Here is a 21,246-nt window from a genome sequence, read left to right as displayed (position 1 = left end):
TGCGGGAATGCGGCGCACCCTAGCATTGCTGCGCCGCTGGCGGCGGGCCGAAGGCCTGTCGTCAAACAGAAAACCGGGAAGCGTCGTGCTTTCCGGTTCGGCCGCCATCATTCTTTTGACCTTCGCCACGGGCGGGTCCGGCTCGCAGCAGCCCGCCAATTTCGCCGCCACGCGCACCGACCTCAGCCCGAAGGATCAGGCGCGCGTCACAGCCGTTACCAGGCCGACCAAGGACTTCTCGAAACCCGAGCAGTTCGAATTGATGCAAGGCGGCGCCGGCACATCCAGGAAGGACGTCAACCGCGATTCCTTCTCGCAATCGTCGGCCAACATCACCTTCGAGGAAGAAGGCACCTTCAAGCTGGGCAACGCCCTGTTCCGCAAGAATTGGGTGTCGTCGCCGTCCTCGACGCAGGCCTCCGACGGGCTCGGACCGCTGTTCAACGAACGCGCCTGCCAGAACTGTCATCTGAAGGACGGCCGCGGCCGCCCGCCGCAAGGCGCGGCTGGCACCACGTCGATGTTCCTGCGGCTGGCGCGCGAGGCGAGCACCGAGGAGGAGAAGGCTCGGCTTGCCGACCACAGGCTGCTTAACATCCCCGATCCGGTCTACGGTTCGCAGCTGCAGGACCTGGCCGTCCCCGGCCTGCGCGGCGAGGGCCGGATGCGCGTCGACTACAGCGAGGAAAAGGTCGGGCTCGGCGACGGCGCCGTGGTTTCGCTGCGCAAGCCCGCTTACGCGGTCGATGATCTGGCCTACGGCCTGCTCGATCCGCGCACCACGCTGTCGCCGCGCCTGACGCCGCCGATGATCGGGCTCGGCCTGATCGAGCAGATCGCGCCCGCTGATATAATCGCCCATGCCGATCCGAACGACCGGGACGGCGACGGCATTTCCGGCAGGCCGAACATCGTGCGCGACGGCATGAGCGGCGCGCTCACCCTTGGTCGTTTCGGCTGGAAGGCGCAGACCGCGTCAATCCGCCAGCAGGCCGCGGATGCCTTTGCCGGCGACATCGGCATCTCGACGCCGGAGGAGCCCAAACACTGGGGCGACTGCACCGCCGCCGAGAAGGATTGCCTTGCCATGCCGGACGGCGTGCAGGAGCGGCTCGGTCCGGCCGAGGCGCCGGCGCCGGTCATGGACCTCGTCACCTTCTATTCGCAGAACCTGGCCGTGCCGGCGCGCCGCGACCTCGGCGCCCCGGATGTGCTCGCCGGAAAGAAACTCTTCTACGAGATCGGCTGCGTTTCCTGCCACGCGCCGAAATTCGTAACCCGCCGCGACGCGCCCAACAAGGCGCAGGCCTTCCAGCTTATCTGGCCCTATTCCGACTTCCTGCTGCACGACATGGGCCCCGGCCTTGCCGACGGCCAGGCGGTGGGCGAGGCGACGGGCAACGAATGGCGCACGCCGCCGCTATGGGGCATAGGCCTCACCGAAACGGTCAACGGCAACAATTTTTATCTGCACGATGGCCGCGCCCGCAGCCTGGTCGAGGCGATTCTTTGGCATGGCGGCGAGGGCCAGAAATCGCGCGACCGCTTCGCCGCCGCCGGCGCCGCCGACCGCGAGGCATTGCTCAAATTCCTGGAGTCCCTGTGATGTTGAAGCGTCCCGCGCTGGTAATCCTTCTTCCTCTGGCCCTGCTGGGCGTCAGCCCCGCATCGGCGGCGGTGAAGGCCACCGACGTCATCCAGCGGGCAATCGACGGCTTTGTCCGGCCGGCCTATGCCAGTCTGCACGACCGCGCGGCGGGCTTGAACAAGGCGATGCACGCGCTTTGCGAAAAACCCTCAAAGGGCGATCTCGATGCGGCACGCGCCGAATTCTCGCGCACGGTGGATGCCTGGTCGTCGGCCGAGATCATCGGGTTCGGCCCGATCAAGGAAAACAACCGGCTGGAGCGAATGCTGTTTTGGCCGGATCGCAAAAGCATCGGCCTGAAACAGGTGCAGGCCGCGTTGGCCGCCCAAGACCCGAGCGCCACCGATCCGGCACAGCTTTCCGGCAAGAGCGTCGCCATGCAGGGGCTCGGCGCCTTGGAATTCGTGCTCTACGGTGACGGCGCCGATGCGCTTGCCGGCAAGAACGATCCCTATCGCTGCGCCTATGGTGCGGCGGTTGCCGACAACATCGAAACCATGGCCGGCGATGTCGCCGACGCCTGGAACAGGCCGGACGGCTTTGCGGCGCTCTGGGCCAATCCGGGGCCGCAGAATCCGCTCTATCGCGACGGCACAGAAGCGGCGACGGAACTGGTCGGCATCTTCATCAACGAGCTGGACATGGTTCGCGACGTGCGCCTGAAAGGCTTCCTGGGCGGCAAGCCGGAGGCGGACAAGCCGAAACAGGCGATCTACTGGCGTTCGCAAAACACCACCAATTCGCTGGCTGGAAACCTTGCCGGCATCGACGGGCTGTTCGAGGCCTCGAAGCTCGGCGATGCGCTGCCGCCCGATGCGCGCTGGATGGCGGAATCGATCCACATCCAGCTGCTCAACGGCGTCGCCGCCGCGAAGTCGGTGCAGGGGCCGATCGACAAGGCGCTCGCCGACCCGGCGCTGCGCGAAAAGCTCGAGCATCTCGCGCTGATCACCTCCAGCCTGTCGACCCTGTTCGGCACCAGGCTGACCGCCGAATTCGGCCTGACCGCCGGTTTTTCCTCGCTGGATGGGGACTGAGCGTGAAAACCTCCCTCATTGACCGTCGCGATTTCCTGAGAGCCGCGGGCATCGGTTTTGCCGCCGCGATGGCGCCGCCGGCCTGGGCAAATACGCTTGCCGCCGATGCCGTCTTCGCCACCGCCTTCGTCAAGCGCGACGGCAGCTATGGCGCCGCAATCCTGTCCGAGGCCGGCAAGCTCCTGCACGCGATCGACTTGCCCGACCGCGGCCACGACGTCACCTTCGATCCCATATCGAAGCGCTCAGTGGTGTTCGCCCGCCAGCCCGGCACCTTCGCCGTGGTCTTCGATCACGCCGGGCGCGATGAACCGCTGACCATCGCCAGCATCACCGGCCGGCATTTCTTCGGCCATGGCGTGTTCTCCCCGGACGGCGCCTTGCTTTATGCCACCGAGAACGATTTCGACAACGCGGCCGGCGTCGTCGGCGTCTACGACGCGCGGGCGAAATTCAAGCGCCTTGGTGAATTCCCGACCTATGGCATGGGACCCCACGAGCTTCTGCTCCTGGGCGACGGCAGGACGATCGCCGTTGCCAATGGCGGCATCGAGACTCATCCCGATTATGGCCGCGCCGAGCTCAACATCGCCACCATGAAGCCATCCTATGTACTCATCGACCGTGTCACCGGCGATCTGGTCGAGAAGCACGAATTGCCGGCGGCGCTGCACCAGCTGTCGATCCGCCACATGGACACCGACCAGACCGGCACCGTCTGGTTCGGCTGCCAGTACCGGGGACCCGGCACCGACCGTCCGCTGCTGGTCGGCCGCGCCGCGCGCGGCAAGGATTTGCAGCTCCTCGACATGCCGCGGGATGTCCTGTCCGGCTTCCGCAACTATATCGGTTCCGTCGCCGCCAATCCGGTTGCCGGCACCATTGCCGTCTCTTCGCCGGAAGGCAATTCGCTTGTGGTGATCGATGCGGCGAGCGGGCGGCTCGTCTCGTCAAGCGCACTGGTCGAGGTCTGCGGCGTGGCGCCCGACGGGACGGGTTTCATGGCTACCACCGGAGCCGGCGAAATCGTCGAGGGCAATGGCGCGACACGGTCCGAACCGGACTATGTCTGGGACAACCACATGCTGCGCATAGCGCCTGCCGCATAGACACCGTTCCCGCTGTGCCGGAACGAAGCCGCTTAAGAAATTATGCGCTATCCCCTTGCGGTGGCGCGCTGTGGCAGGCACAGGGAATTGTTTTTCGAACCGGTCGTTTCATGAAAGTGCTCGCCATCGACTGTGCCGCCAACCTCTGCGCCGCCTGCGTCTATGATGCCGGGGCGAGGCAGGAACTCGGCCGCGCGGTGCTCGATCTCGGCAAGGGCCATGCCGAGCATCTGATGGGCGTCATCGCCGAGGCGCTGAAGGCCGGTGCAACCGCCTATGCCGGTCTTGGCGCCATCGCCGTCTCCGTCGGCCCCGGTTCCTTCACCGGCCTGCGCGTCGGGGTTTCCACGGCGCGCGGCCTGGCGCTGGCGCTCAAGGTACCTGCAATCGGCGTGACGACGCTCGAGGCGCTGGCAGCCGAGGCGGCACGGGCATTTCCCGGCCGCGCCGTGCTGGCCGCGCTCGATGCCGGACGCGAGGAGATCCATGCCGCTCTCTATGATGAGATGTCGGTTTTGACTTACGGTCCGGCCGTGGTCACACTGGCGGATGCCGTGGCCATGGCGAGCGAGCGGTCTTCGGTGCTCGCCGGAACCGCCGCGACGCGGATCGCGGCATCCGCCGGACGCGCCTTCGACATCGGACCCGAGACGGCGACCGCGGACATTCTCACTTACGCCCGCCTGGCGGTCGCCAAGGGCGACGGCGAGAGGCCGAAACCTCTTTATCTGCGCGGCGCCGACGCCAAGCCGCAGGCCGGGTTCATACTTTCCAGGCAAGGGAAATAATGCGCATACCTTTTCTCCAGTCGCGCCGCCGCGATTACGCGCTCGAACCGCTCAGGACCACCGACAGTCCGGCGGTCTCGCTCCTGCACCGCGAGGACTTCGTCCGCCCCTGGACCGATGGCGAGTTCGCGGCCTTGCTCGAACAGGACACCGTGTTCGGCTATGCCGCGCGCGAAACCGGGCACGGCGCCAAGCCGCCGGTCGGCTTCGTGCTGGCCCGGCTGGCGGCCGGCGAAGGCGAGATCCTGACCGTTGCAGTGGCGCGGTCGCATCGCCGCCAGGGGCTGGGCTGGCAGTTGATGGACGCGGTGCTGCGCGAACTGCACGCGCAACGCGCCGAAGCGCTCTTCCTCGAGGTCGACGAGACCAATGTCGCCGCGATCGCCCTCTACAGGCGTCTCGGATTCCGCGAGGTCGGCAAGCGCCCCAACTATTACAGGTCGCCCGAGCATGGACCGACCGGCGCGCTTGTCATGCGCCGCGATCTTCGCTAGCCAGGTTTTCGGGGTGGAGCGATGATCGGAAAAATCAGGGTTTTCCTGGCGATAGGGCTGGTCGTCGCCGGTTCGCTGATCCTGGTGCCTTTGCAGGTCCTGTCGATGAAGACCGGCTGGTGGCCGGAAACCTTCATCCTCAAGATCTGGCACAGGCTGATCGTCAGGGCGCTCGGCATGCGCATCCATGTCAACGGCACGATGTCCGACCGCCGCCCCTTGTTGATTGCCTCAAATCACATCTCCTGGACCGACATCATGGTGCTGGGTTCTTTTGCCGATGTGAAGTTCATCGCCAGGGCCGACATGGAAGGCTGGCCGCTGATCGGCATGCTGTCGAAGCTGCAGCGCACCGTCTTCATCGAGCGTGAGCGCAAGCGCTCGTCCGGCGACCAGGCGAGCGAGATCGCCAACCGCATGGCCAAGGGCGATGCCATGGTGCTGTTTGCCGAGGGCTCGACGGGCGACGGCAACGTCGTCCTGCCCTTCAAGAGCACGCTGTTCGGTGCCGCCTCGATGGCGATTTCGGAGGGCGCGGCGGAGCAGGTCTTCATCCAGCCGGTAGCGATCGCCTATACCCGGTTGCATGGCGTGCCGCTCGGCCGCCGGCACCGGCCGATCGCGGCGTGGATCGGCGACGAGGACCTGATGCCGCATCTCAAAGTGCTGATGGCGGAAGGCGCGCTCGATGTCGAGGTGCATTTCGGCGAACCGATTGCCTTCGCCAAGGGGTCGAACCGGAAGGAAACGGCCAAGCTGATGGAAAGCCGCGTGCGCGAAATGATGCAGGCGGCACTGGCCGCGCCGCGCCCGAGCCGCTGAATCCCGAAGGCCCCCAGGCAGAATCGTCTGTTTTTTGTCGCGGAAAGGCGTTAGAAGCCGCCGGATGGACTTGAACACGGTTGAAAGCGACGACATCGGGACTGCGGCTGGAGAGCAGGCAGTAATTTCCGCGGCGGCGAAAAAGGTCTTCGTCAAGACTTATGGCTGCCAGATGAACGTCTATGATTCACAGCGCATGACAGATGCGCTGGCCGCCGACGGCTACACGGCGACGCAGACCATCGGCGAAGCCGACCTGGTGCTGCTAAACACCTGCCATATCAGGGAAAAAGCGGCTGAAAAGGTCTATTCCGAGCTCGGTCGCATTCGCGAGATGAAGGCCGAACGCGCCGCCGCCGGCCGCGAATTGCTAATCGGCGTCGCCGGTTGCGTGGCGCAGGCCGAAGGGGCCGAGATCATCCGCCGCTCGCCCGCCGTGGACCTGGTCATCGGCCCGCAGACCTATCACCGGCTGCCGGACGTACTGGCCAGGGTGCGCGGCGGCGAGAAGATCGTCGAGACCGACTACGCCATCGAGGACAAGTTCGAGCACTTGCCGCAGCCGAAGCGCGCCGAGGTGATCAAGCGCGGCGTCACCGCCTTTCTCACCGTCCAGGAGGGCTGCGACAAGTTCTGTACCTTCTGCGTCGTGCCCTACACCAGGGGGGCCGAAGTGTCGCGGCCGGTGGCACAGATCGTCGCCGAAGCCGAGCGCCTGGCCGAAGCCGGGGTGCGTGAGGTGACGCTGCTTGGCCAGAACGTCAATGCCTGGCATGGACAAGGCGAAAACGGCGAGGAATGGGGCCTTGGCCGCCTTCTGTTCAGGCTGGCCGAAATTCCCGGGCTGGCGCGCCTGCGCTACACCACGAGCCACCCGCGCGACATGGACGACGAGCTGATAGCGGCCCATCGCGACCTGCCGGCACTGATGCCGTATCTGCATCTGCCGGTGCAATCCGGGTCCGACCGCATCCTGAAGGCGATGAACCGCAGGCACACGGCGGTTGATTATCTGGCGCTGCTCGACCGCATCCGCGCCGTGCGGCCCGATATCGCGCTGTCGGGCGATTTCATCGTCGGTTTCCCCGGCGAGACCGAGACGGATTTCGAGGCGACGATGGAGCTGGTGCGCCAGGTGAACTACGCCTCGGCCTTTTCGTTCAAATATTCGCCGCGCCCCGGCACGCCGGGCGCCGAGATGGCCGGCCATGTGCCGGAAGCGGTCAAGGACGAGCGTTTGCAGCGGCTCCAGGCGCTGCTTTTGAAGCAGCAGCAGGATTTCGGCTTGAGTCTCGTCGGCCGCACCATAGATACGCTGATCGAGAAGCCAGGTCGCCAGGCCGGCCAGAAGGTCGGACGCTCACCTTGGCTTCAGCCCGTTATTGTTGATGAAAAGGCCGGCGAAATCGGTGACATTATCCAGGTGCGAATCACGAAGACGGGTTACAATAGCCTGTTCGCCGAATTGGTCTGATGACCTCGGCAGATGAGGAGAGACGGTTGAGCGCAGCGGAGCTGAAGAACCTGCCCCCGGTACCGGCATCTGGGGCTTCTGACATGGCGCACATCGTACTGACTTTCGACAACAACAAGCTTGCCAGCGCCCTCTACGGCCAGTTCGACGAGAACCTCGCCCGGCTCGAGCAGAAACTGGGCGTCGACATCCGCTCGCGCGGCAACCAGCTGACCATCAAGGGGTCGGCTTCCGCCGCCGAGCAGGCCCGCCGCGCGTTGGACAACCTCTACGGCATCCTCCAGAAGGGGGTGGATATCGGCCAGTCCGATGTCGACGGCGCCGTGCGCATGGCGGTCGCCGCCGATGACCAGCTCACGCTGCCGACGCTGGAGCGCAAGGGCAAGGTTTCGGCCGCCCAGATATCGACGCGCAAGAAGACGATCTACGCCCGCTCGCTCACGCAGGACGCGTATATGCGGGCGCTGGAGCGCTCGGAACTGGTGTTCGGCATCGGCCCGGCCGGTACCGGCAAGACCTACCTGGCGGTGGCGCATGCGGCGATGCTGCTCGAACGCGGCATGGTCGAGCGCATCGTGCTGTCGCGGCCTGCCGTCGAGGCCGGCGAGCGGCTGGGCTTCCTGCCGGGCGACATGAAGGAGAAGGTCGATCCCTACCTGCGGCCGCTCTACGACGCGCTCTATGACATGATGCCGGCCGACAAGGTCGAACGCGCCATCGCCGCCGAGGTGATCGAGATCGCACCGCTCGCCTTCATGCGCGGCCGCACGCTGGCGCATGCCGCCGTCATTCTCGACGAGGCGCAGAACACCACGCCGATGCAGATGAAGATGTTCCTGACCCGTCTGGGCGAGAATTCGCGCATGATCGTCACCGGCGACCCAACGCAGATCGATTTGCCGCAGAACACCAAGTCCGGCCTTGTCGAGGCGCTCCGGATCCTCGACGGTGTGACCGGCATGGTGACGGTCCGCTTCAATGAAGGCGACGTCGTCAGGCATCCGCTGGTCGCCGAGATCGTCAAGGCCTACGACCGGGACGGCAAGCTAGCCCGCGGCCTGGGGACCGAAGGCTGATTTGATCGAGCGACCTCATGGTTGAGCCCGAAACGCCGAACGGGCCGGCTCCGCCGCTGCCCGTCGACATTGATCTGACGGTCGAGGCTGGGCATTGGCCGGACGAAGCCGAGCTTGTCCGGCTGGTCGGCGCCGCCGCCGCCGCGGCATTCGCCGAGACGGGTGCGGCTGGCCGTTCCGAACTCAGCGTCGTTTTTTCCGACGATGCCCATGTCCAGGCGCTCAACGCCGGCTGGCGCGGCAAGGACAAGCCGACCAACGTCTTGTCTTTTCCGGCATTTCCTTTCCCCAAGGGCGGTCCGCTGCCGCCGATGCTCGGCGATATCGTACTGGCCGCGGAGACGGTGGCGCGCGAGGCGGCACTGGAAGACAAGCCGCTGGAGAACCATATTTCCCATCTCGTCATCCACGGCCTGCTGCATCTCATGGGCCATGATCACGAGACCGATGCCGAGGCCGAGGAGATGGAGGCCGTCGAGCGCGCCGCGCTCGCCAGACTTGCCATTCCCGATCCCTACGCGTAACTACAAAACACCAATTGACGGACGAAGATGAACGACAAACCTGAAACTGCCGTCCGCCCCGACGCCGGCAGTGCGACCAAGGCTTCCGATACGTCGGAAGAGGGATCAAGTCCGAGTACCATTACCCCTGGCGTTGCCAACACCGGCAGCGCTGCCAGTGAGCCGTCGCCTGCCGGGCCTTCCCTGTTCAACCGCGTTCTGGGCCTGTTCAGGCAACGCAACGGAACCAGCCTGCGCGAGGAGATCGCCGGCGCGCTCGCCGAGACGACGAGCGATGTCGAATCCTTTTCGCCGGGCGAACGCGCCATGCTCAACAACATCCTGCGGCTGCGCGAGGTGCGCGTCGAGGACGTCATGGTGCCGCGCGCCGACATCGAGGCGGTCGAGATCACGACCACGCTTGGCGATCTGCTTGGCATGTTCGAGCAGTCCGGCCATTCCCGCATGCCGGTCTATGCCGAGACGCTCGACGACCCGCGCGGCATGGTCCATATCCGCGACGTGCTGGCCCATATCACCAAGATTGCGCGCGTCAGGAAAGGCCGGGCGACCAGGAAGACACCCGCCGCCACGGTTCTCGACCTCACCCAGGTCGACCTCTCGCGCACCATAGGCGAACTGAACCTGATCCGGCCGGTGCTGTTCGTGCCCCCGTCCATGCTGGCCTCCGATCTGATGGGCCGCATGCAGACGACCCGCACGCAGATGGCGCTGGTCATCGACGAGTATGGCGGCACCGACGGGCTCGTCTCGCTCGAGGATATCGTCGAGATGGTGGTCGGCGACATCGAGGACGAGCACGACGACGACGAGCCGATGATCACCCAGACCGGTGAAGGCGTGTTCGTCGTCGACGGCAAGGCCGAGATCGACGAGGTTGCCAAGATGATCGGCGGGGATTTCGCCGCCGGCGAACATGGCGAGTATGTCGACACCATCGGCGGCATGATCTTCAACACGCTTGGCCGGGTGCCGGCGCGCGGCGAGGTGGTGCAGGCCATCCCTGGCTTCGAGTTCCATGTGCTCGACGCCGATCCGCGCCGCGTCAAGCGCGTGCGCATCGTGCAGAACCAGAAGGGCGAACGTCGCCGCCGCGCCGCGGCGCGCACCGAGCAGGCTTAAGCGCCTGCGGATGACCGAAGACCCCTTCAGGCACGCCGCCTTGGGATCCGGCGTGTTCTACAGGGATCCGCGGGCCGCGCTGGATTGGCTGGAGGCAGCTTTCGGCTTCGAGCGCAGCATGGTGGTCAGCGATGCCGACGGCAAGCTCGTCCATTCCGAGATGCGGTTCGGCGACTGCTACATCATTGTCGATTCCGAATGGAGCGACTACGTCGCCAGCCCGGCCTCGGTCTCGGGCAAGAACACGCAGTCGGTCTATGTCAGGCTGAAAGACGGCATTGATGCACATTGCGAGCAGGCGCGGACGGCGGGTGCCGGTATAATCCAGGAGCCGGCGGACCAGTTCTACGGCGAGCGCCAGTATCGGGCGCGCGATCCCGAGGGCCATGTCTGGACCTTCACCCAGACCATCCGCTCCGTTCCGCTGGAAGAGGCCGAACGGCTCGGCGACGTGCGCATAGAAGGGTGGCACCGCTGATCCATGTCGCCCTAAGTAACTTCGGTTTTGGGAGGAGGACATGCACAAAAACAAAGACCTAAGGCGCGTCGTCTGATCAGTTCAAACGCGATGCGCTCCAGCAGTGGTGAGTGGGTTTCACGGCAGACCACCCGAAGTTTGGAGCGCAGGCCGCGGCCTGATAAATCTGCTGCCGTGATTCGCACGACTCGGAACAATGCATGAACCGCCTGGCCGGCCGGATAATTCTGTTTTGGGGTTGGCGGCGTGCGCTCGTGGCGTTCCTCGCGGGCGCCCTGGCGGTGCTCGGCCAGGCGCCGTACGATTTCTTTGCCGCTTGTTTCATTTCGTTTCCGCTGCTGGTCTGGCTGCTCGACGGGGCGACCGGTGAGGCCTCGGGCAGCCTGTTTGCGCGGCTGCGGCCGGCCTTTGCCGTCGGCTGGTGGTTCGGCTTCGGCTATTTCCTCGCCGGCCTGTGGTGGATCGGCTCGGCCCTGCTTGTAGAGGCCGACAGTTTCGCCTGGGCGCTGCCCTTCGCGGTGGTCGGCATCCCCTTTGCATTGGCCTTCTTCTACGGCTTTGCGGCCATGGTCGCCCGGCTCCTGTGGAGCAACGACATCGGCCGCATCGCGGCCCTGGCCGCCGCCTTCGGGCTGGCCGAGTGGCTGCGCGGCTTCCTGTTCACCGGCTTTCCCTGGAACGCGATCGGCTACGCGGCGATGCCGGTGCCCCTGCTGATGCAGAGCGTCTCGGTCACCGGGATGGTCGGCATGAACGTGCTCGCCGTGTTCGTCTTCTCGCTGCCGGCGCTGCTGGCGGCGCGCACGCATCTTCGTCTTGGCGTCGCGCTGCTTGTCGTGCTCGTCGCCGCTCATGCCGGCTTCGGCTATCTCAGGCTCAACGCTCCGGCCGCGCCTGAGGCCCGCACGATCGATGTGCGCATCGTCCAGCCGGCCGTCGACCTTTCGGAAAAGTGGGACGCCTCGGTGCGCGACCGTATCTTCGCCACCTTGATAGGCCTGTCGGCCAAGGCGCCGGACCCCGGCCATGAAAAGCCGCAACTGATCCTGTGGCCCGAAACCTCGGTCCCGTTCCTCCTCACCGAGCGGCCGGACGCTTTGACCGCACTGGGCGACATGCTGGACGCCGGCCAGATGCTGATCGCCGGCGTCGTGCGCGAGGAAGGCGGTGCGGCGGCCGGTGCCGGCAGCCGCTACTACAACTCCGTGGTGGCGATCAACGACAAGGGCGAAATCGCTGACGCCGTCGACAAGGTCCATCTGGTGCCGTTCGGCGAATACCTGCCTTTCGCCGACCTGCTCGATCGTTTCGGCATCGAACAACTGGTCGCTGGCCCGGTGACCTTCACGGCAGGCAATGAGCGGCATGCGATCACGCTGCCGGATGGCGTCCGCGCCTTGCCCTTCATCTGTTACGAAGTGATCTTTCCCGAACTGGTGGCGGTTGACGCAACGTCAGCGCAGCTTATTGTCAACGTTACCAACGATGCGTGGTTCGGCGATACGCCGGGTCCCTATCAGCATTTCAGGCAGGCTCAGATTCGCGCGGTGGAGAACGGGTTGCCCTTGTTGCGTGCGGCCAACAACGGCATCTCGGCGGTTGTCGACCCACGGGGGCGCATCGTCGATGCGCTGGCGATCGACGCGCGCGGGGCCATCGACGTCCGTGTGCCAATCTCGCAGCAAGCTGTCGTGTCCGCCGGCCAGCTGCGCATTAACGGAATGCTGATCATGTTGCTGTTTGCCCTGGCTGCCGTCCTGTTCAATGTAAGGCAAAGGCTACGGGTGAATTGACAGTCGACACATTAGAAACTCATACTGTAACGCCTGAAAATTTCTCGAAGCCGGTGGATCGTTCTGTTGGGGCAGTCGCCTCCGGCTTTGTTTGGGTAGGAAAAAAATCACAAAGCCGAAAAAATTCGGCGAGGAAAAAATGACAGAAGATAACAAGAAGAAACCGAATCCGATCGACATCCATGTTGGAAGTCGCATCCGGCTTCGCCGCAATATGTTGGGAATGAGCCAGGAAAAACTAGGCGAGAACCTCGGCATCACATTTCAGCAGATACAGAAATATGAAAAGGGCACCAACCGGGTCGGCGCAAGCCGCCTGCAGGCGATAGCATCCATACTCGGCGTGCCTGTCGCCTTCTTTTTCGAGGATGCGCCGGGCCAGGAGAGCCCGGCCGGCCGCGGTTTCGCGGAGGATGCTTCGATGGCTTTCGCCGTGGAATTCTGCGGCAGCCCGGAGGGCCTTCAACTCAACCGGGCCTTCGTCAAGATCGCCGACGTCAAGGTGCGTCGCAGGATCATAGACCTGGTGAAGTCGCTGGCGTCCGAAGATTCCGACTGATCCGCAACAGGACTCGACCGGCGGCATTCCGGCCGCTGGTGGTACAAAATATCGACATCGACATTCATGCCAGAAGGGCGGCACCGCTTGACGAGCGGCGCTTCGCCCCGCTAACACGTGGCGCGCCAAATCGGCAGCCTGCCGATCGTTTTTTCAAGAGGGGACACCCGTGACGCGGCAGAACTACTTCTTTACCTCGGAATCCGTTGCCGAGGGCCATCCCGACAAAGTCTGTGACCGGATATCCGACGAGATCGTCGACCTGGTCTACCGTGAGGCCAAGAAGACGGGCATGGATCCGTGGAAAGTCCGCGTCGCCTGCGAGACGCTGGCGACCACCAACCGCGTCGTCATCGCCGGCGAGGTGCGCGTTCCCGAGACGCTGCTGAAGAAGGACAAGGAAGGCAACATCCTGAGGGATGCCGCCGGCCATCCGGTCGTCAACCCGGCGAAGTTCAAGTCGGTCGCCCGCAAGGCGATCCGCGAGATCGGCTATGAGCAGGCCGGCTTCCACTGGAAAAAGGCCAAGATCGACGTTCTGTTGCATGGCCAGTCGCCCGACATCGGCCAAGGCGTCGACAATGCCTCCGACCGCCAGGGCGAGGAGGGTGCCGGCGACCAGGGCATCATGTTTGGCTATGCCTGCCGCGAGACGCCGGACCTGATGCCGGCGCCGATCTACTACAGCCACAAGATCCTCGAACTCCTGGCCGCCGCCCGCCACCAGAACAACGGCGATGCCGGCAAGCTCGGGCCGGACGCCAAGAGCCAGGTAACGGTCCGCTATATCGACGGCAAGGCCGCCGAAGCGACGCAGATCGTGCTGTCGACCCAGCACCTCGATGCGAGCTGGGATTCCAAGAAGGTGCGCAAGGTCGTCGAGCCCTATATCCGCGAGGCATTGGGTGACCTCAAGATCGCCGACGATTGCATGTGGTACATCAATCCGACCGGCAAGTTCGTCATCGGCGGGCCTGATGGCGACGCCGGGCTGACCGGCCGCAAGATCATCGTCGACACCTATGGCGGCGCCGCACCCCATGGCGGCGGCGCCTTCTCGGGCAAGGACACCACCAAGGTCGACCGTTCGGCCGCTTATGCGGCGCGCTACCTGGCAAAGAACGTTGTGGCGGCGAAACTTGCCGACCGCTGCACCATCCAGCTTTCCTACGCCATCGGCGTCGCCCAGCCCTTGTCGGTCTATGTCGACCTGCACGGCACCGGCAAGGTCGACGAGGCAAGGCTCGAGGAGGCGCTGCGCACTGTGATGGACCTGTCGCCGTCCGGCATCCGCCGCCACCTCGACCTTAACAAGCCGATCTACGCCAAGACCTCGTCCTACGGTCATTTCGGCCGCAAGGCCGGCCGCGACGGATCTTTTTCCTGGGAAAAGACCGATCTCGCCAAGGCGCTCAAGGATGCTGTCGCTGCCTGAGGGCGGCGACAGGACCTTGATCAGCCGATGAGTTCCGGGGACAGGCCAAGCCGCGCGACAGAAGCCTTCTTCGGCCGTCGGCGCGGCAAGCCGGTTCGCCCGCAGCAGGCGGCGGCGCTGGAAAGCGGCCTCGACACCTATCGGCTCGATCTGACGAATGAGGCGCCGTCGGATCTGCGGGCTCTGTTCGAAGCCGATGTTTCCGCCGTTCGCCTCGAAATCGGCTTTGGCGGCGGCGAGCATCTCCTGCATCGCGCGACCGAAGCGCCGATGACCGGCTTTATCGGTGTCGAGCCCTTCGTCAACGGCATGGCCAAGATGATGATGGCGATGCGGGAAAAGCCGCTGGCCAACCTCAGGGTCTACGACGACGACGCCACGCGGCTGCTCGACTGGCTGCCGCAGGCCTCGCTCGATGGCATCGACCTGCTCTATCCCGATCCGTGGCCGAAGAAGAAGCACTGGAAGCGCCGTTTCGTCAGCCCGGTCAATCTCGATCGTTTCGCACGCGTTGTGAAGCGTGGCGGCGAATTCCGTTTCGCTTCCGACATCGACACCTATGTGAACTGGACCCTGCTGCATTGCCGTGCGCATGGCGGTTTCGCCTGGCAGGCTTCAGAGGCCGTCGACTGGCATCGCCCCTACGATGGCTGGCCAGGCACCCGCTACGAGGCGAAAGCCGTCCGCGAGGGCAGGCGGCCGGCCTATCTTACCTTCATCAGGACCTAGGCATCAGGTCCCAGGCATCGGGATTTGGGCATCAGGATCTGGGCCCTTCGTGAGGGAGAGATCTTCAATTGTTGCGGGGACACAGAAATCGAATGTCGCCCGTTGGCCGGAGTTCAGAAACGGCCGATCTTGTCGAAAGCCGTCGGATCCATGCCGAGGCTGCGCAGATCCTGGGCGCGCGGCTTGCGGCCGGCTTCCACCGCCCGCGACGCGGCTACGGCGCTGCCGAATGTGGTGAAGAGATCGCCTATGGCGGAAAAAACCTTGCGGCTGTTCATTGTCATGTCCTTTCGCGTGCGGTGACGCGCTATCGCTGTCGCTTTGTGCAATGCAACATAGATAGGAGCGCGGCTTGAGGACCAACAAGGGCCGTTGCCGCATGGATGGCATGCACCTGGCGCAACCCCAATGCGCCAGGACATTCGCGCAGTTGGGACGGCGGGCTTGAAACACCGGGGCGGATCGTTTATATCAGCCTCAAATTCTTGGTCGGTATGACGAAGAGTGGGTCCACCCGGTCCCGCTCTTTTTTATTACCTGCCGACGGCTAGAGAATGATCGACAGGAATCGAATGACGTCAACGGCAAGCGAGAGCGACGATCGCATCATCCGCGAAAGCGGCATCGATGCACGCATCGCGCTGATCGTCCAGCCGGTGCTGCGCGGCATCGGCTTTCGCCTTGTACGCGTGCATCTGTCCGGCCAGAACGGGCTGACGCTGCAGATCATGGCTGAGCGCGAGGACGGCACCATGACGGTCGAGGATTGCGAAGAGGTGAGCCGTGCGGTGTCGCCGGCGCTCGACGTCGACGATCCCATCGAGAAGGCGTATCATCTCGAAGTCTCATCGCCCGGCATCGACCGGCCGCTGGTGCGCAAATCGGATTTCTCGACCTGGACCGGTCATCTGGTGAAGATGGAAACATCGGTCGTTGTCGCGGATCGCAAGCGCTTCAAGGGCAAGATCGCCGAAGCCGGTGAGAACGATGTGCTGATCGAGCGCGACAAGGCGGCCTACGGTGAGGAGCCGACAGTGCGCGTGCCCTACGACGCCATTGCCGAAGCCCGGCTGATCCTGACCGACGACCTCATCCGTGATGCATTGTCGAAGGACAATAGGGCGCGCAAGGAAGCCAAGAAACGCCGCGGCGAACCGGACGACGACGTACCGGAGGGTACGGAACCGGGCGCTACGGAAGAACACGAACAGGAAAGTTGATTGAGCTGCCAGGCCCCAGGGGCCGGCAAACAGGCTCGGGAGAAAAAACATGGTTGTAAGCGCCAACAGACTTGAACTGCTGCAGATTGCCGACGCGGTCGCGCGTGAAAAGTCGATCGACAAGTCGATCGTCATCGCCGCCATGGCTGATGCGATCCAGAAGGCGGCACGCTCGCGTTATGGCCAGGAGACCAACATCCGCGCCGACATCAACCCCAACACCGGTGAGATGAAGCTGCAGCGGCTGATGGAAGTGGTCGAGAAGGTCGACGACTACGCCACGCAGATCGCCATTTCCTCGGCGCGCGAGCGCAATCCCGATGCCCAGCTCGGCGACTTCATCGCCGAACAGCTGCCGCCGATGGATTTCGGCCGCATCGCCGCCCAGTCGGCCAAGCAGGTCATCGTGCAGAAGGTGCGCGAGGCCGAGCGCGACCGCCAGTATGACGAATACAAGGACCGCATCGGCGAGATCGTCAACGGAACCGTCAAGCGCGTCGAATACGGCAATGTCATCGTCGATCTCGGTCGTGGCGAAGCAATCATCCGCCGCGACGAGCTGATCCCGCGCGAAAACTACAAATATGGCGATCGCGTCCGCGCCTATGTCTACGACGTGCGCCGTGAGCAGCGCGGCCCGCAGATCTTCCTGTCGCGCACCCATCCGCAGTTCATGGCCAAGCTCTTCACCATGGAAGTGCCGGAGATCTATGATGGCATCATCGAGATCAAGTCGGTCGCCCGCGACCCCGGTTCGCGCGCCAAGATCGCCGTCATCTCGCGCGACAGCTCGATCGATCCGGTCGGCGCCTGCGTCGGCATGCGCGGCAGCCGCGTCCAGGCGGTCGTCGCCGAATTGCAGGGCGAGAAGATCGACATCATTCCGTGGTCGCCCTCGGCCGCATCCTTCATCGTCAATGCGCTGCAGCCGGCGGAAGTCGCCAAGGTCGTGCTCGACGAGGACGCCGAGCGCATCGAAGTGGTGGTGCCGGACGACCAGCTCTCGCTGGCCATCGGCCGCCGCGGCCAGAATGTGCGCCTCGCTTCGCAGCTCACCGGCTGGGATATCGACATCCTGACCGAGGCCGAGGAATCCGAGCGCCGCCAGAAGGAATTCGTCGAGCGCTCGGCGCTGTTCATGGAAGCTCTCGACGTCGACGAGATGGTCGGCCAGGTGCTCGCCTCCGAAGGCTTCACCAGCGTCGAGGAAGTCGCCTATGTCGATGCCGGCGAAATCGCCTCGATCGACGGCTTCGATGAGGATACCGCCTCGGAGATCCAGACCCGGGCCCGCGAATATCTGGAGAAGATCGAAGCCGAGCACGACGAAAAGCGCAAGGCGCTGGGCGTCAAGGACGAGCTGCGCGAAATCCCCGGCATCACCACCGCCATGATGGTGACGCTCGGCGAGGACGGCGTGAAGACGATCGAGGATTTCGCCGGCTATGCCGCCGACGACCTCACCGGCTGGAAGGAACGCAAGGACGGCGAGACCAAGGTGTATCCGGGCGTGCTGGCCGATCATGGCGTTTCGCGCGCCGATGCCGAGCAGATGGTGCTCGCGGCCCGTCTCAAGGCCGGCTGGATTTCCGAAGACGAGCTTGCAGCCGAAGAAGCGCCGGCTGACGAAGCCGTTGGTGCGTGAGGTGAAACCGCATCGCACAGAAACCGCCCTTGGACGAGATGAACGATCGCACCTGCATCGTCACCCGCAAGCAGGCCGAACCGGATGAACTGATCCGGTTCGTCGTCGGCCCGGATTCGGCCGTCGTTCCGGATCTCAAGAGAAATCTGCCCGGCCGTGGTTGCTGGGTGAGCGCCGACCGCCTACATATCGACAAGGCGGCGGCCAAGAACCTTTTTAGCCGCGCCTTTAAGGCACAGGTGGTCGTGCCGCCCGATCTCGGCGGCATGGTCGATGGGCTGCTTTCCAGATCCGCCCTTGGCATGCTGGGTCTCGCTCGCAAGGCAGGGGCGATCGCGCTGGGCGCCACCAAGGTGGAGAGCGCGGTGCGCGGTGGATTGGCGCTTTTCGTGCTCCACGCGACCGAAGCCTCAGACGATGGCGTGCGCAAGATCAGCCAGGCGCGGCGGGCGACCGTCCATATTGGCGGCCCCTCCATCCTTGCCTACAAACTTTTCTCCGAGGCCGAGTTGAGCTTGGCATTGGGGGGTACAAATGTGATACATGCTGCCGTCCTCGCGGGAGACGCGGGTAAGGCGGTCCAGAAGCGCATGGTTGCGCTCGACCGATATCGGGGCGGTACCCCGGACGATCTGGCAATGCTTGCGGCCGTTGCTGACGAAGATGAGGCCGCAGAGGATATGGAATGAGCGATACGAAATCGGGCGACGACAAGACGTTGAGTGTTACGCCGAAGAAGACCTTGACGCTGAAGCGCCCCGGCATGGAACAGGGCACCGTGCGCCAGAACTTCTCGCACGGCCGCACCAAGTCGGTCGTGGTCGAGACCAAGAAGCGCAAATTCTCGCTGCCCGGCGACAAGCCGGAGCCGGCGGTGGCGGCACCCGTGTTCACCCCGAAGCCGGCGGTCGCGGCGGCTCCCGTCGTGCAGGAGGCACCCAAGGCGCCGCCTCCACCTCCGCCGGCACCGGTCGAGCGCAGCGGCATGGTGTTGAACGAACTGTCGCGCAGCGAAATGGAAGCGCGCCGCAGGGCGCTCGAAGGCTCCAAAGCGCGCGAGGTCGAGGACCGCCAGCGCGCCGTCGAGGAAGCCAAGCGCCGCACCGAGGATGAGGAGCGCCGCAAGCGCGAGCGCGAGGAATCCGCACGCCGCCAGGCCGAGGAAGAAGCGCGGTTGCAGGCCGAGGCCGAATCCCGCCGCCGCGCCGAGGAAGAGGCGCGTCGCCGCGCGCCGCAGGCCGCCGAACTGGCGACCGCCGACGAGGAAGAAGAGGTCAAGCCGAAGCGGACTGGCGCCGGTGCGCCGGTGCGCCGTCTGGTGACGCCCGAAGTGGCGCGTCCGGCCAAGCCGACCAAGGGCGAGGAAGACCGCCGTCGCGGCAAGCTGACTTTGAACTCCGCGCTTTCCGACGAGGATGCGCGGGCCCGTTCGCTGTCGTCGATGCGCCGCCGCCAGGAAAAGTTCAAGCGCGCGATGCACAATGAGCCGCGCGAGAAGGTTATGCGCGAAGTGATCCTGCCCGAAACCATTACTATCCAGGAACTGGCGCAGCGCATGTCCGAGCGCGCCGTCGATGTGGTCAAGTTCTTCATGAAGCAGGGCCAGATCCTGAAGCCGGGCGACGTCATCGACGCCGACACGGCGGAACTGGTCGCCACCGAATTCGGCCACACGGTCCGCCGCGTCGCCGAGTCCGACATCGAGGAAGGCCTGTTCAACATCGCCGACCGTCCGGAAGACCTGGTGTCGCGGCCGCCTGTCGTGACCATCATGGGGCATGTCGACCACGGCAAGACCTCGCTGCTCGACGCGATCCGCAACGCCAATGTCGTCTCCGGCGAGGCCGGCGGCATCACCCAGCATATCGGCGCCTATCAGGTCGAGAAGAACGGTCAGAAGATCACCTTCATCGACACGCCCGGCCACGCCGCCTTCACGGCCATGCGCGCCCGCGGCGCCCAGGCCACCGACATTGCCATCCTGGTGGTGGCGGCCGACGACAGCGTGATGCCGCAGACGATCGAATCGATCAGCCATGCCAAGGCGGCCGGCGTTCCGATCATCGTGGCGATCAACAAGATCGACAAGCATGACGCCGATCCGCAAAAAGTGCGCTCGGAACTTCTGCGCCATGAGGTATTCGTCGAATCCATGGGCGGTGAAGTGCTTGATGTCGAAGTATCGGCGACCAAGGGCACCAACCTCGACAAGCTGCTAGAAGCGATCCTGCTGCAGGCCGAAATCCTCGACCTCAAGGCCAATCCGGACCGCACCGCCGAGGGCGTCGTCATCGAGGCGCAGCTCGACAAGGGCCGTGGCCCCGTCGCCACCGTGCTGGTGCAGACCGGCACGCTGATGCCGGGCGACATCCTTGTCGCCGGCAATGAATGGGGCCGGGTGCGCGCGCTGGTCGACGATCGCGGCGAACACGTCAAGGAAGCGCCGCCGGCTATGCCGGTCGAGGTGCTCGGCCTCCAGGGCACGCCGCAGGCCGGCGACCGCTTCGCCGTGGTCAACAACGAGGCCCGCGCCCGCGAGATCACCGAGTACCGCCAGCGTCTGGCCCGCGAGAAGGCGGTTGCCCGTCATGCCGGCCAGCGCGGTTCGCTCGAACAGATGATGTCGCAGCTGCAGACGAGCGGACTGAAGGAGTTCCCGCTGGTCATCAAGGGTGACGTGCAGGGTTCGATCGAGGCGATCAACGCAGCGCTCGACAAGCTTGGCACCGACGAGGTGCGTGCGCGCATCGTCCATGCCGGCGCCGGCGCCATCACCGAAAGCGACGTGTCGCTGGCGGAGACGTCGGGTGCGGCGATCATCGGCTTCAACGTCCGCGCCAATGTGCAGGCACGCGCCGCGGCGGCGGCCGCTGGCATCGAGATCCGCTATTACTCGATCATCTACAACCTCGTTGATGACGTGAAGGCGGCTCTGTCGGGTATGCTCTCGCCGGAGCGTCGCGAGACCTTCATCGGCAATGCGCAGATCCTCGAGATATTCGACATCACCAAGGTCGGCAAGATCGCCGGCTGCCGTGTCACCGAAGGCAAGGTCGAGCGTGGCGCGGGCGTGCGCCTGATCCGCGACAACGTCGTCATCCACGAAGGCACGCTGAAGACGCTGAAGCGCTTCAAGGACGAGGTTTCGGAAGTCCCGGGCGGCCAGGAATGCGGCATGGCCTTCCAGAACTACGAGGACATGCGCGTCGGCGACATCATCGAGTGCTTCCGCGTCGAGATGGTAACCCGCACGCTCTGAGTTCGTGTGACGTCCGTCATGCCAGGCGGTGGCC

20 protein-coding genes are annotated in these 21,246 nt (G+C 64.7%); 19 read left to right on the top strand and 1 reads right to left on the bottom strand.

Annotated elements, in window-relative coordinates; all coding sequences use genetic code 11:
* The first annotated feature begins 7 nt into the window (after positions 1–7).
* From FJ426_RS01235 to FJ426_RS01165, 15 genes are all read left to right on the top strand, one after another.
* A complete protein-coding gene (locus FJ426_RS01235; protein WP_140523853.1) occupies positions 8–1,606 on the top strand; it encodes a di-heme oxidoredictase family protein in 1,599 nt (532 codons plus the stop codon).
* Complete coding sequence (locus tag FJ426_RS01230) at positions 1,606–2,685, top strand: imelysin family protein (RefSeq protein WP_140559681.1); 1,080 nt, start codon at positions 1,606–1,608, stop codon at positions 2,683–2,685. Before FJ426_RS01235 ends, FJ426_RS01230 begins: the two co-directional genes overlap by 1 nt.
* A gap of 2 nt (positions 2,686–2,687) precedes the next feature.
* Positions 2,688–3,794: a DUF1513 domain-containing protein gene (locus FJ426_RS01225; RefSeq protein WP_140559680.1), complete on the top strand. Its 1,107-nt coding sequence runs from the start codon at positions 2,688–2,690 to the stop codon at positions 3,792–3,794.
* A gap of 110 nt (positions 3,795–3,904) precedes the next feature.
* Positions 3,905–4,582, top strand: a complete 678-nt coding sequence (tsaB, locus tag FJ426_RS01220) for a tRNA (adenosine(37)-N6)-threonylcarbamoyltransferase complex dimerization subunit type 1 TsaB (protein WP_140559679.1) — start codon at positions 3,905–3,907, stop codon at positions 4,580–4,582.
* Positions 4,582–5,076 (top strand): ribosomal protein S18-alanine N-acetyltransferase, encoded by a 495-nt coding sequence (rimI, locus tag FJ426_RS01215; protein WP_140559678.1) that lies wholly within the window; start codon positions 4,582–4,584, stop codon positions 5,074–5,076. Before tsaB ends, rimI begins: the two co-directional genes overlap by 1 nt.
* A gap of 21 nt (positions 5,077–5,097) precedes the next feature.
* A complete protein-coding gene (locus tag FJ426_RS01210; protein WP_140559677.1) occupies positions 5,098–5,898 on the top strand; it encodes a lysophospholipid acyltransferase family protein in 801 nt (266 codons plus the stop codon).
* A 64-nt stretch (positions 5,899–5,962) separates the two neighbouring features.
* Entirely contained in the window at positions 5,963–7,372 is a 1,410-nt protein-coding gene (gene miaB, locus FJ426_RS01205) for a tRNA (N6-isopentenyl adenosine(37)-C2)-methylthiotransferase MiaB (RefSeq protein WP_140559676.1), read from the top strand.
* 83 nt (positions 7,373–7,455) lie between these two features.
* Positions 7,456–8,448, top strand: coding sequence for a PhoH family protein (locus tag FJ426_RS01200; RefSeq protein WP_224518987.1), 993 nt, complete (start codon positions 7,456–7,458; stop codon positions 8,446–8,448).
* Between the two features lie 17 nt (positions 8,449–8,465).
* Positions 8,466–8,972 carry an rRNA maturation RNase YbeY gene (gene ybeY, locus FJ426_RS01195; protein WP_140559675.1) on the top strand — a complete coding sequence of 169 codons (507 nt, stop codon included), beginning with the start codon at positions 8,466–8,468 and terminating at the stop codon, positions 8,970–8,972.
* 27 nt (positions 8,973–8,999) lie between these two features.
* Positions 9,000–10,094 (top strand): hemolysin family protein, encoded by a 1,095-nt coding sequence (locus tag FJ426_RS01190; RefSeq protein WP_140496806.1) that lies wholly within the window; start codon positions 9,000–9,002, stop codon positions 10,092–10,094.
* 10 nt (positions 10,095–10,104) lie between these two features.
* Complete coding sequence (locus FJ426_RS01185; RefSeq protein ID WP_140559674.1) at positions 10,105–10,572, top strand: VOC family protein; 468 nt, start codon at positions 10,105–10,107, stop codon at positions 10,570–10,572.
* A gap of 200 nt (positions 10,573–10,772) precedes the next feature.
* Positions 10,773–12,365: an apolipoprotein N-acyltransferase gene (gene lnt, locus FJ426_RS01180; RefSeq protein WP_140559673.1), complete on the top strand. Its 1,593-nt coding sequence runs from the start codon at positions 10,773–10,775 to the stop codon at positions 12,363–12,365.
* A 139-nt stretch (positions 12,366–12,504) separates the two neighbouring features.
* Positions 12,505–12,924: a helix-turn-helix transcriptional regulator gene (locus FJ426_RS01175; RefSeq protein WP_140496800.1), complete on the top strand. Its 420-nt coding sequence runs from the start codon at positions 12,505–12,507 to the stop codon at positions 12,922–12,924.
* A 169-nt stretch (positions 12,925–13,093) separates the two neighbouring features.
* Positions 13,094–14,359, top strand: coding sequence for a methionine adenosyltransferase (gene metK / locus FJ426_RS01170; RefSeq protein WP_140496798.1), 1,266 nt, complete (start codon positions 13,094–13,096; stop codon positions 14,357–14,359).
* A 27-nt stretch (positions 14,360–14,386) separates the two neighbouring features.
* On the top strand, positions 14,387–15,088 hold the full coding sequence (locus FJ426_RS01165) for a tRNA (guanosine(46)-N(7))-methyltransferase TrmB (RefSeq protein WP_140496796.1): 702 nt from the start codon (positions 14,387–14,389) through the stop codon (positions 15,086–15,088).
* A 113-nt stretch (positions 15,089–15,201) separates the two neighbouring features.
* On the opposite strand, the gene FJ426_RS01160 is transcribed toward FJ426_RS01165, so the two are convergent.
* On the bottom strand, positions 15,202–15,366 hold the full coding sequence (locus tag FJ426_RS01160; RefSeq protein WP_140496794.1) for a hypothetical protein: 165 nt from the start codon (positions 15,364–15,366) through the stop codon (positions 15,202–15,204).
* A gap of 294 nt (positions 15,367–15,660) precedes the next feature.
* On the opposite strand from FJ426_RS01160, the gene rimP reads away from it, so the two are divergent.
* From rimP to infB, 4 genes are read left to right on the top strand one after another with little or no spacing between them, the layout of a single operon-like run.
* Positions 15,661–16,308 carry a ribosome maturation factor RimP gene (gene rimP / locus FJ426_RS01155; protein ID WP_140557592.1) on the top strand — a complete coding sequence of 216 codons (648 nt, stop codon included), beginning with the start codon at positions 15,661–15,663 and terminating at the stop codon, positions 16,306–16,308.
* Positions 16,309–16,357: 49 nt separating this feature from the next.
* Positions 16,358–17,953 carry a transcription termination factor NusA gene (gene nusA / locus FJ426_RS01150; RefSeq protein WP_140496790.1) on the top strand — a complete coding sequence of 532 codons (1,596 nt, stop codon included), beginning with the start codon at positions 16,358–16,360 and terminating at the stop codon, positions 17,951–17,953.
* A gap of 38 nt (positions 17,954–17,991) precedes the next feature.
* Positions 17,992–18,642 (top strand): RNA-binding protein, encoded by a 651-nt coding sequence (locus FJ426_RS01145; RefSeq protein WP_140497289.1) that lies wholly within the window; start codon positions 17,992–17,994, stop codon positions 18,640–18,642.
* A complete protein-coding gene (gene infB, locus FJ426_RS01140; RefSeq protein WP_140496788.1) occupies positions 18,639–21,212 on the top strand; it encodes a translation initiation factor IF-2 in 2,574 nt (857 codons plus the stop codon). Before FJ426_RS01145 ends, infB begins: the two co-directional genes overlap by 4 nt.
* Positions 21,213–21,246 lie beyond the last annotated feature (34 nt).

The organism is Mesorhizobium sp. B2-6-4, assembly GCF_006441495.1.
Lineage (GTDB): Bacteria > Pseudomonadota > Alphaproteobacteria > Rhizobiales > Rhizobiaceae > Mesorhizobium.
This window is presented reverse-complemented; position numbering and strand designations above follow the sequence as displayed.

Coding starts and splice junctions, on each gene's coding strand:
- ybeY (WP_140559675.1), top strand. CDS start 8,466: ATGGTTGAGCCCGAAACGCCGAACGGGCCGGCTCCGCCGCTGCCCGTC.
- FJ426_RS01175 (WP_140496800.1), top strand. CDS start 12,505: ATGACAGAAGATAACAAGAAGAAACCGAATCCGATCGACATCCATGTT.
- lnt (WP_140559673.1), top strand. CDS start 10,773: ATGAACCGCCTGGCCGGCCGGATAATTCTGTTTTGGGGTTGGCGGCGT.
- FJ426_RS01230 (WP_140559681.1), top strand. CDS start 1,606: ATGTTGAAGCGTCCCGCGCTGGTAATCCTTCTTCCTCTGGCCCTGCTG.
- FJ426_RS01145 (WP_140497289.1), top strand. CDS start 17,992: ATGAACGATCGCACCTGCATCGTCACCCGCAAGCAGGCCGAACCGGAT.
- FJ426_RS01235 (WP_140523853.1), top strand. CDS start 8: ATGCGGCGCACCCTAGCATTGCTGCGCCGCTGGCGGCGGGCCGAAGGC.
- FJ426_RS01190 (WP_140496806.1), top strand. CDS start 9,000: ATGAACGACAAACCTGAAACTGCCGTCCGCCCCGACGCCGGCAGTGCG.
- FJ426_RS01185 (WP_140559674.1), top strand. CDS start 10,105: ATGACCGAAGACCCCTTCAGGCACGCCGCCTTGGGATCCGGCGTGTTC.
- FJ426_RS01160 (WP_140496794.1), bottom strand. CDS start 15,366: ATGAACAGCCGCAAGGTTTTTTCCGCCATAGGCGATCTCTTCACCACA.
- infB (WP_140496788.1), top strand. CDS start 18,639: ATGAGCGATACGAAATCGGGCGACGACAAGACGTTGAGTGTTACGCCG.
- rimP (WP_140557592.1), top strand. CDS start 15,661: ATGACGTCAACGGCAAGCGAGAGCGACGATCGCATCATCCGCGAAAGC.
- tsaB (WP_140559679.1), top strand. CDS start 3,905: ATGAAAGTGCTCGCCATCGACTGTGCCGCCAACCTCTGCGCCGCCTGC.
- FJ426_RS01200 (WP_224518987.1), top strand. CDS start 7,456: ATGGCGCACATCGTACTGACTTTCGACAACAACAAGCTTGCCAGCGCC.
- rimI (WP_140559678.1), top strand. CDS start 4,582: ATGCGCATACCTTTTCTCCAGTCGCGCCGCCGCGATTACGCGCTCGAA.
- FJ426_RS01165 (WP_140496796.1), top strand. CDS start 14,387: ATGAGTTCCGGGGACAGGCCAAGCCGCGCGACAGAAGCCTTCTTCGGC.
- miaB (WP_140559676.1), top strand. CDS start 5,963: ATGGACTTGAACACGGTTGAAAGCGACGACATCGGGACTGCGGCTGGA.
- nusA (WP_140496790.1), top strand. CDS start 16,358: ATGGTTGTAAGCGCCAACAGACTTGAACTGCTGCAGATTGCCGACGCG.
- FJ426_RS01210 (WP_140559677.1), top strand. CDS start 5,098: ATGATCGGAAAAATCAGGGTTTTCCTGGCGATAGGGCTGGTCGTCGCC.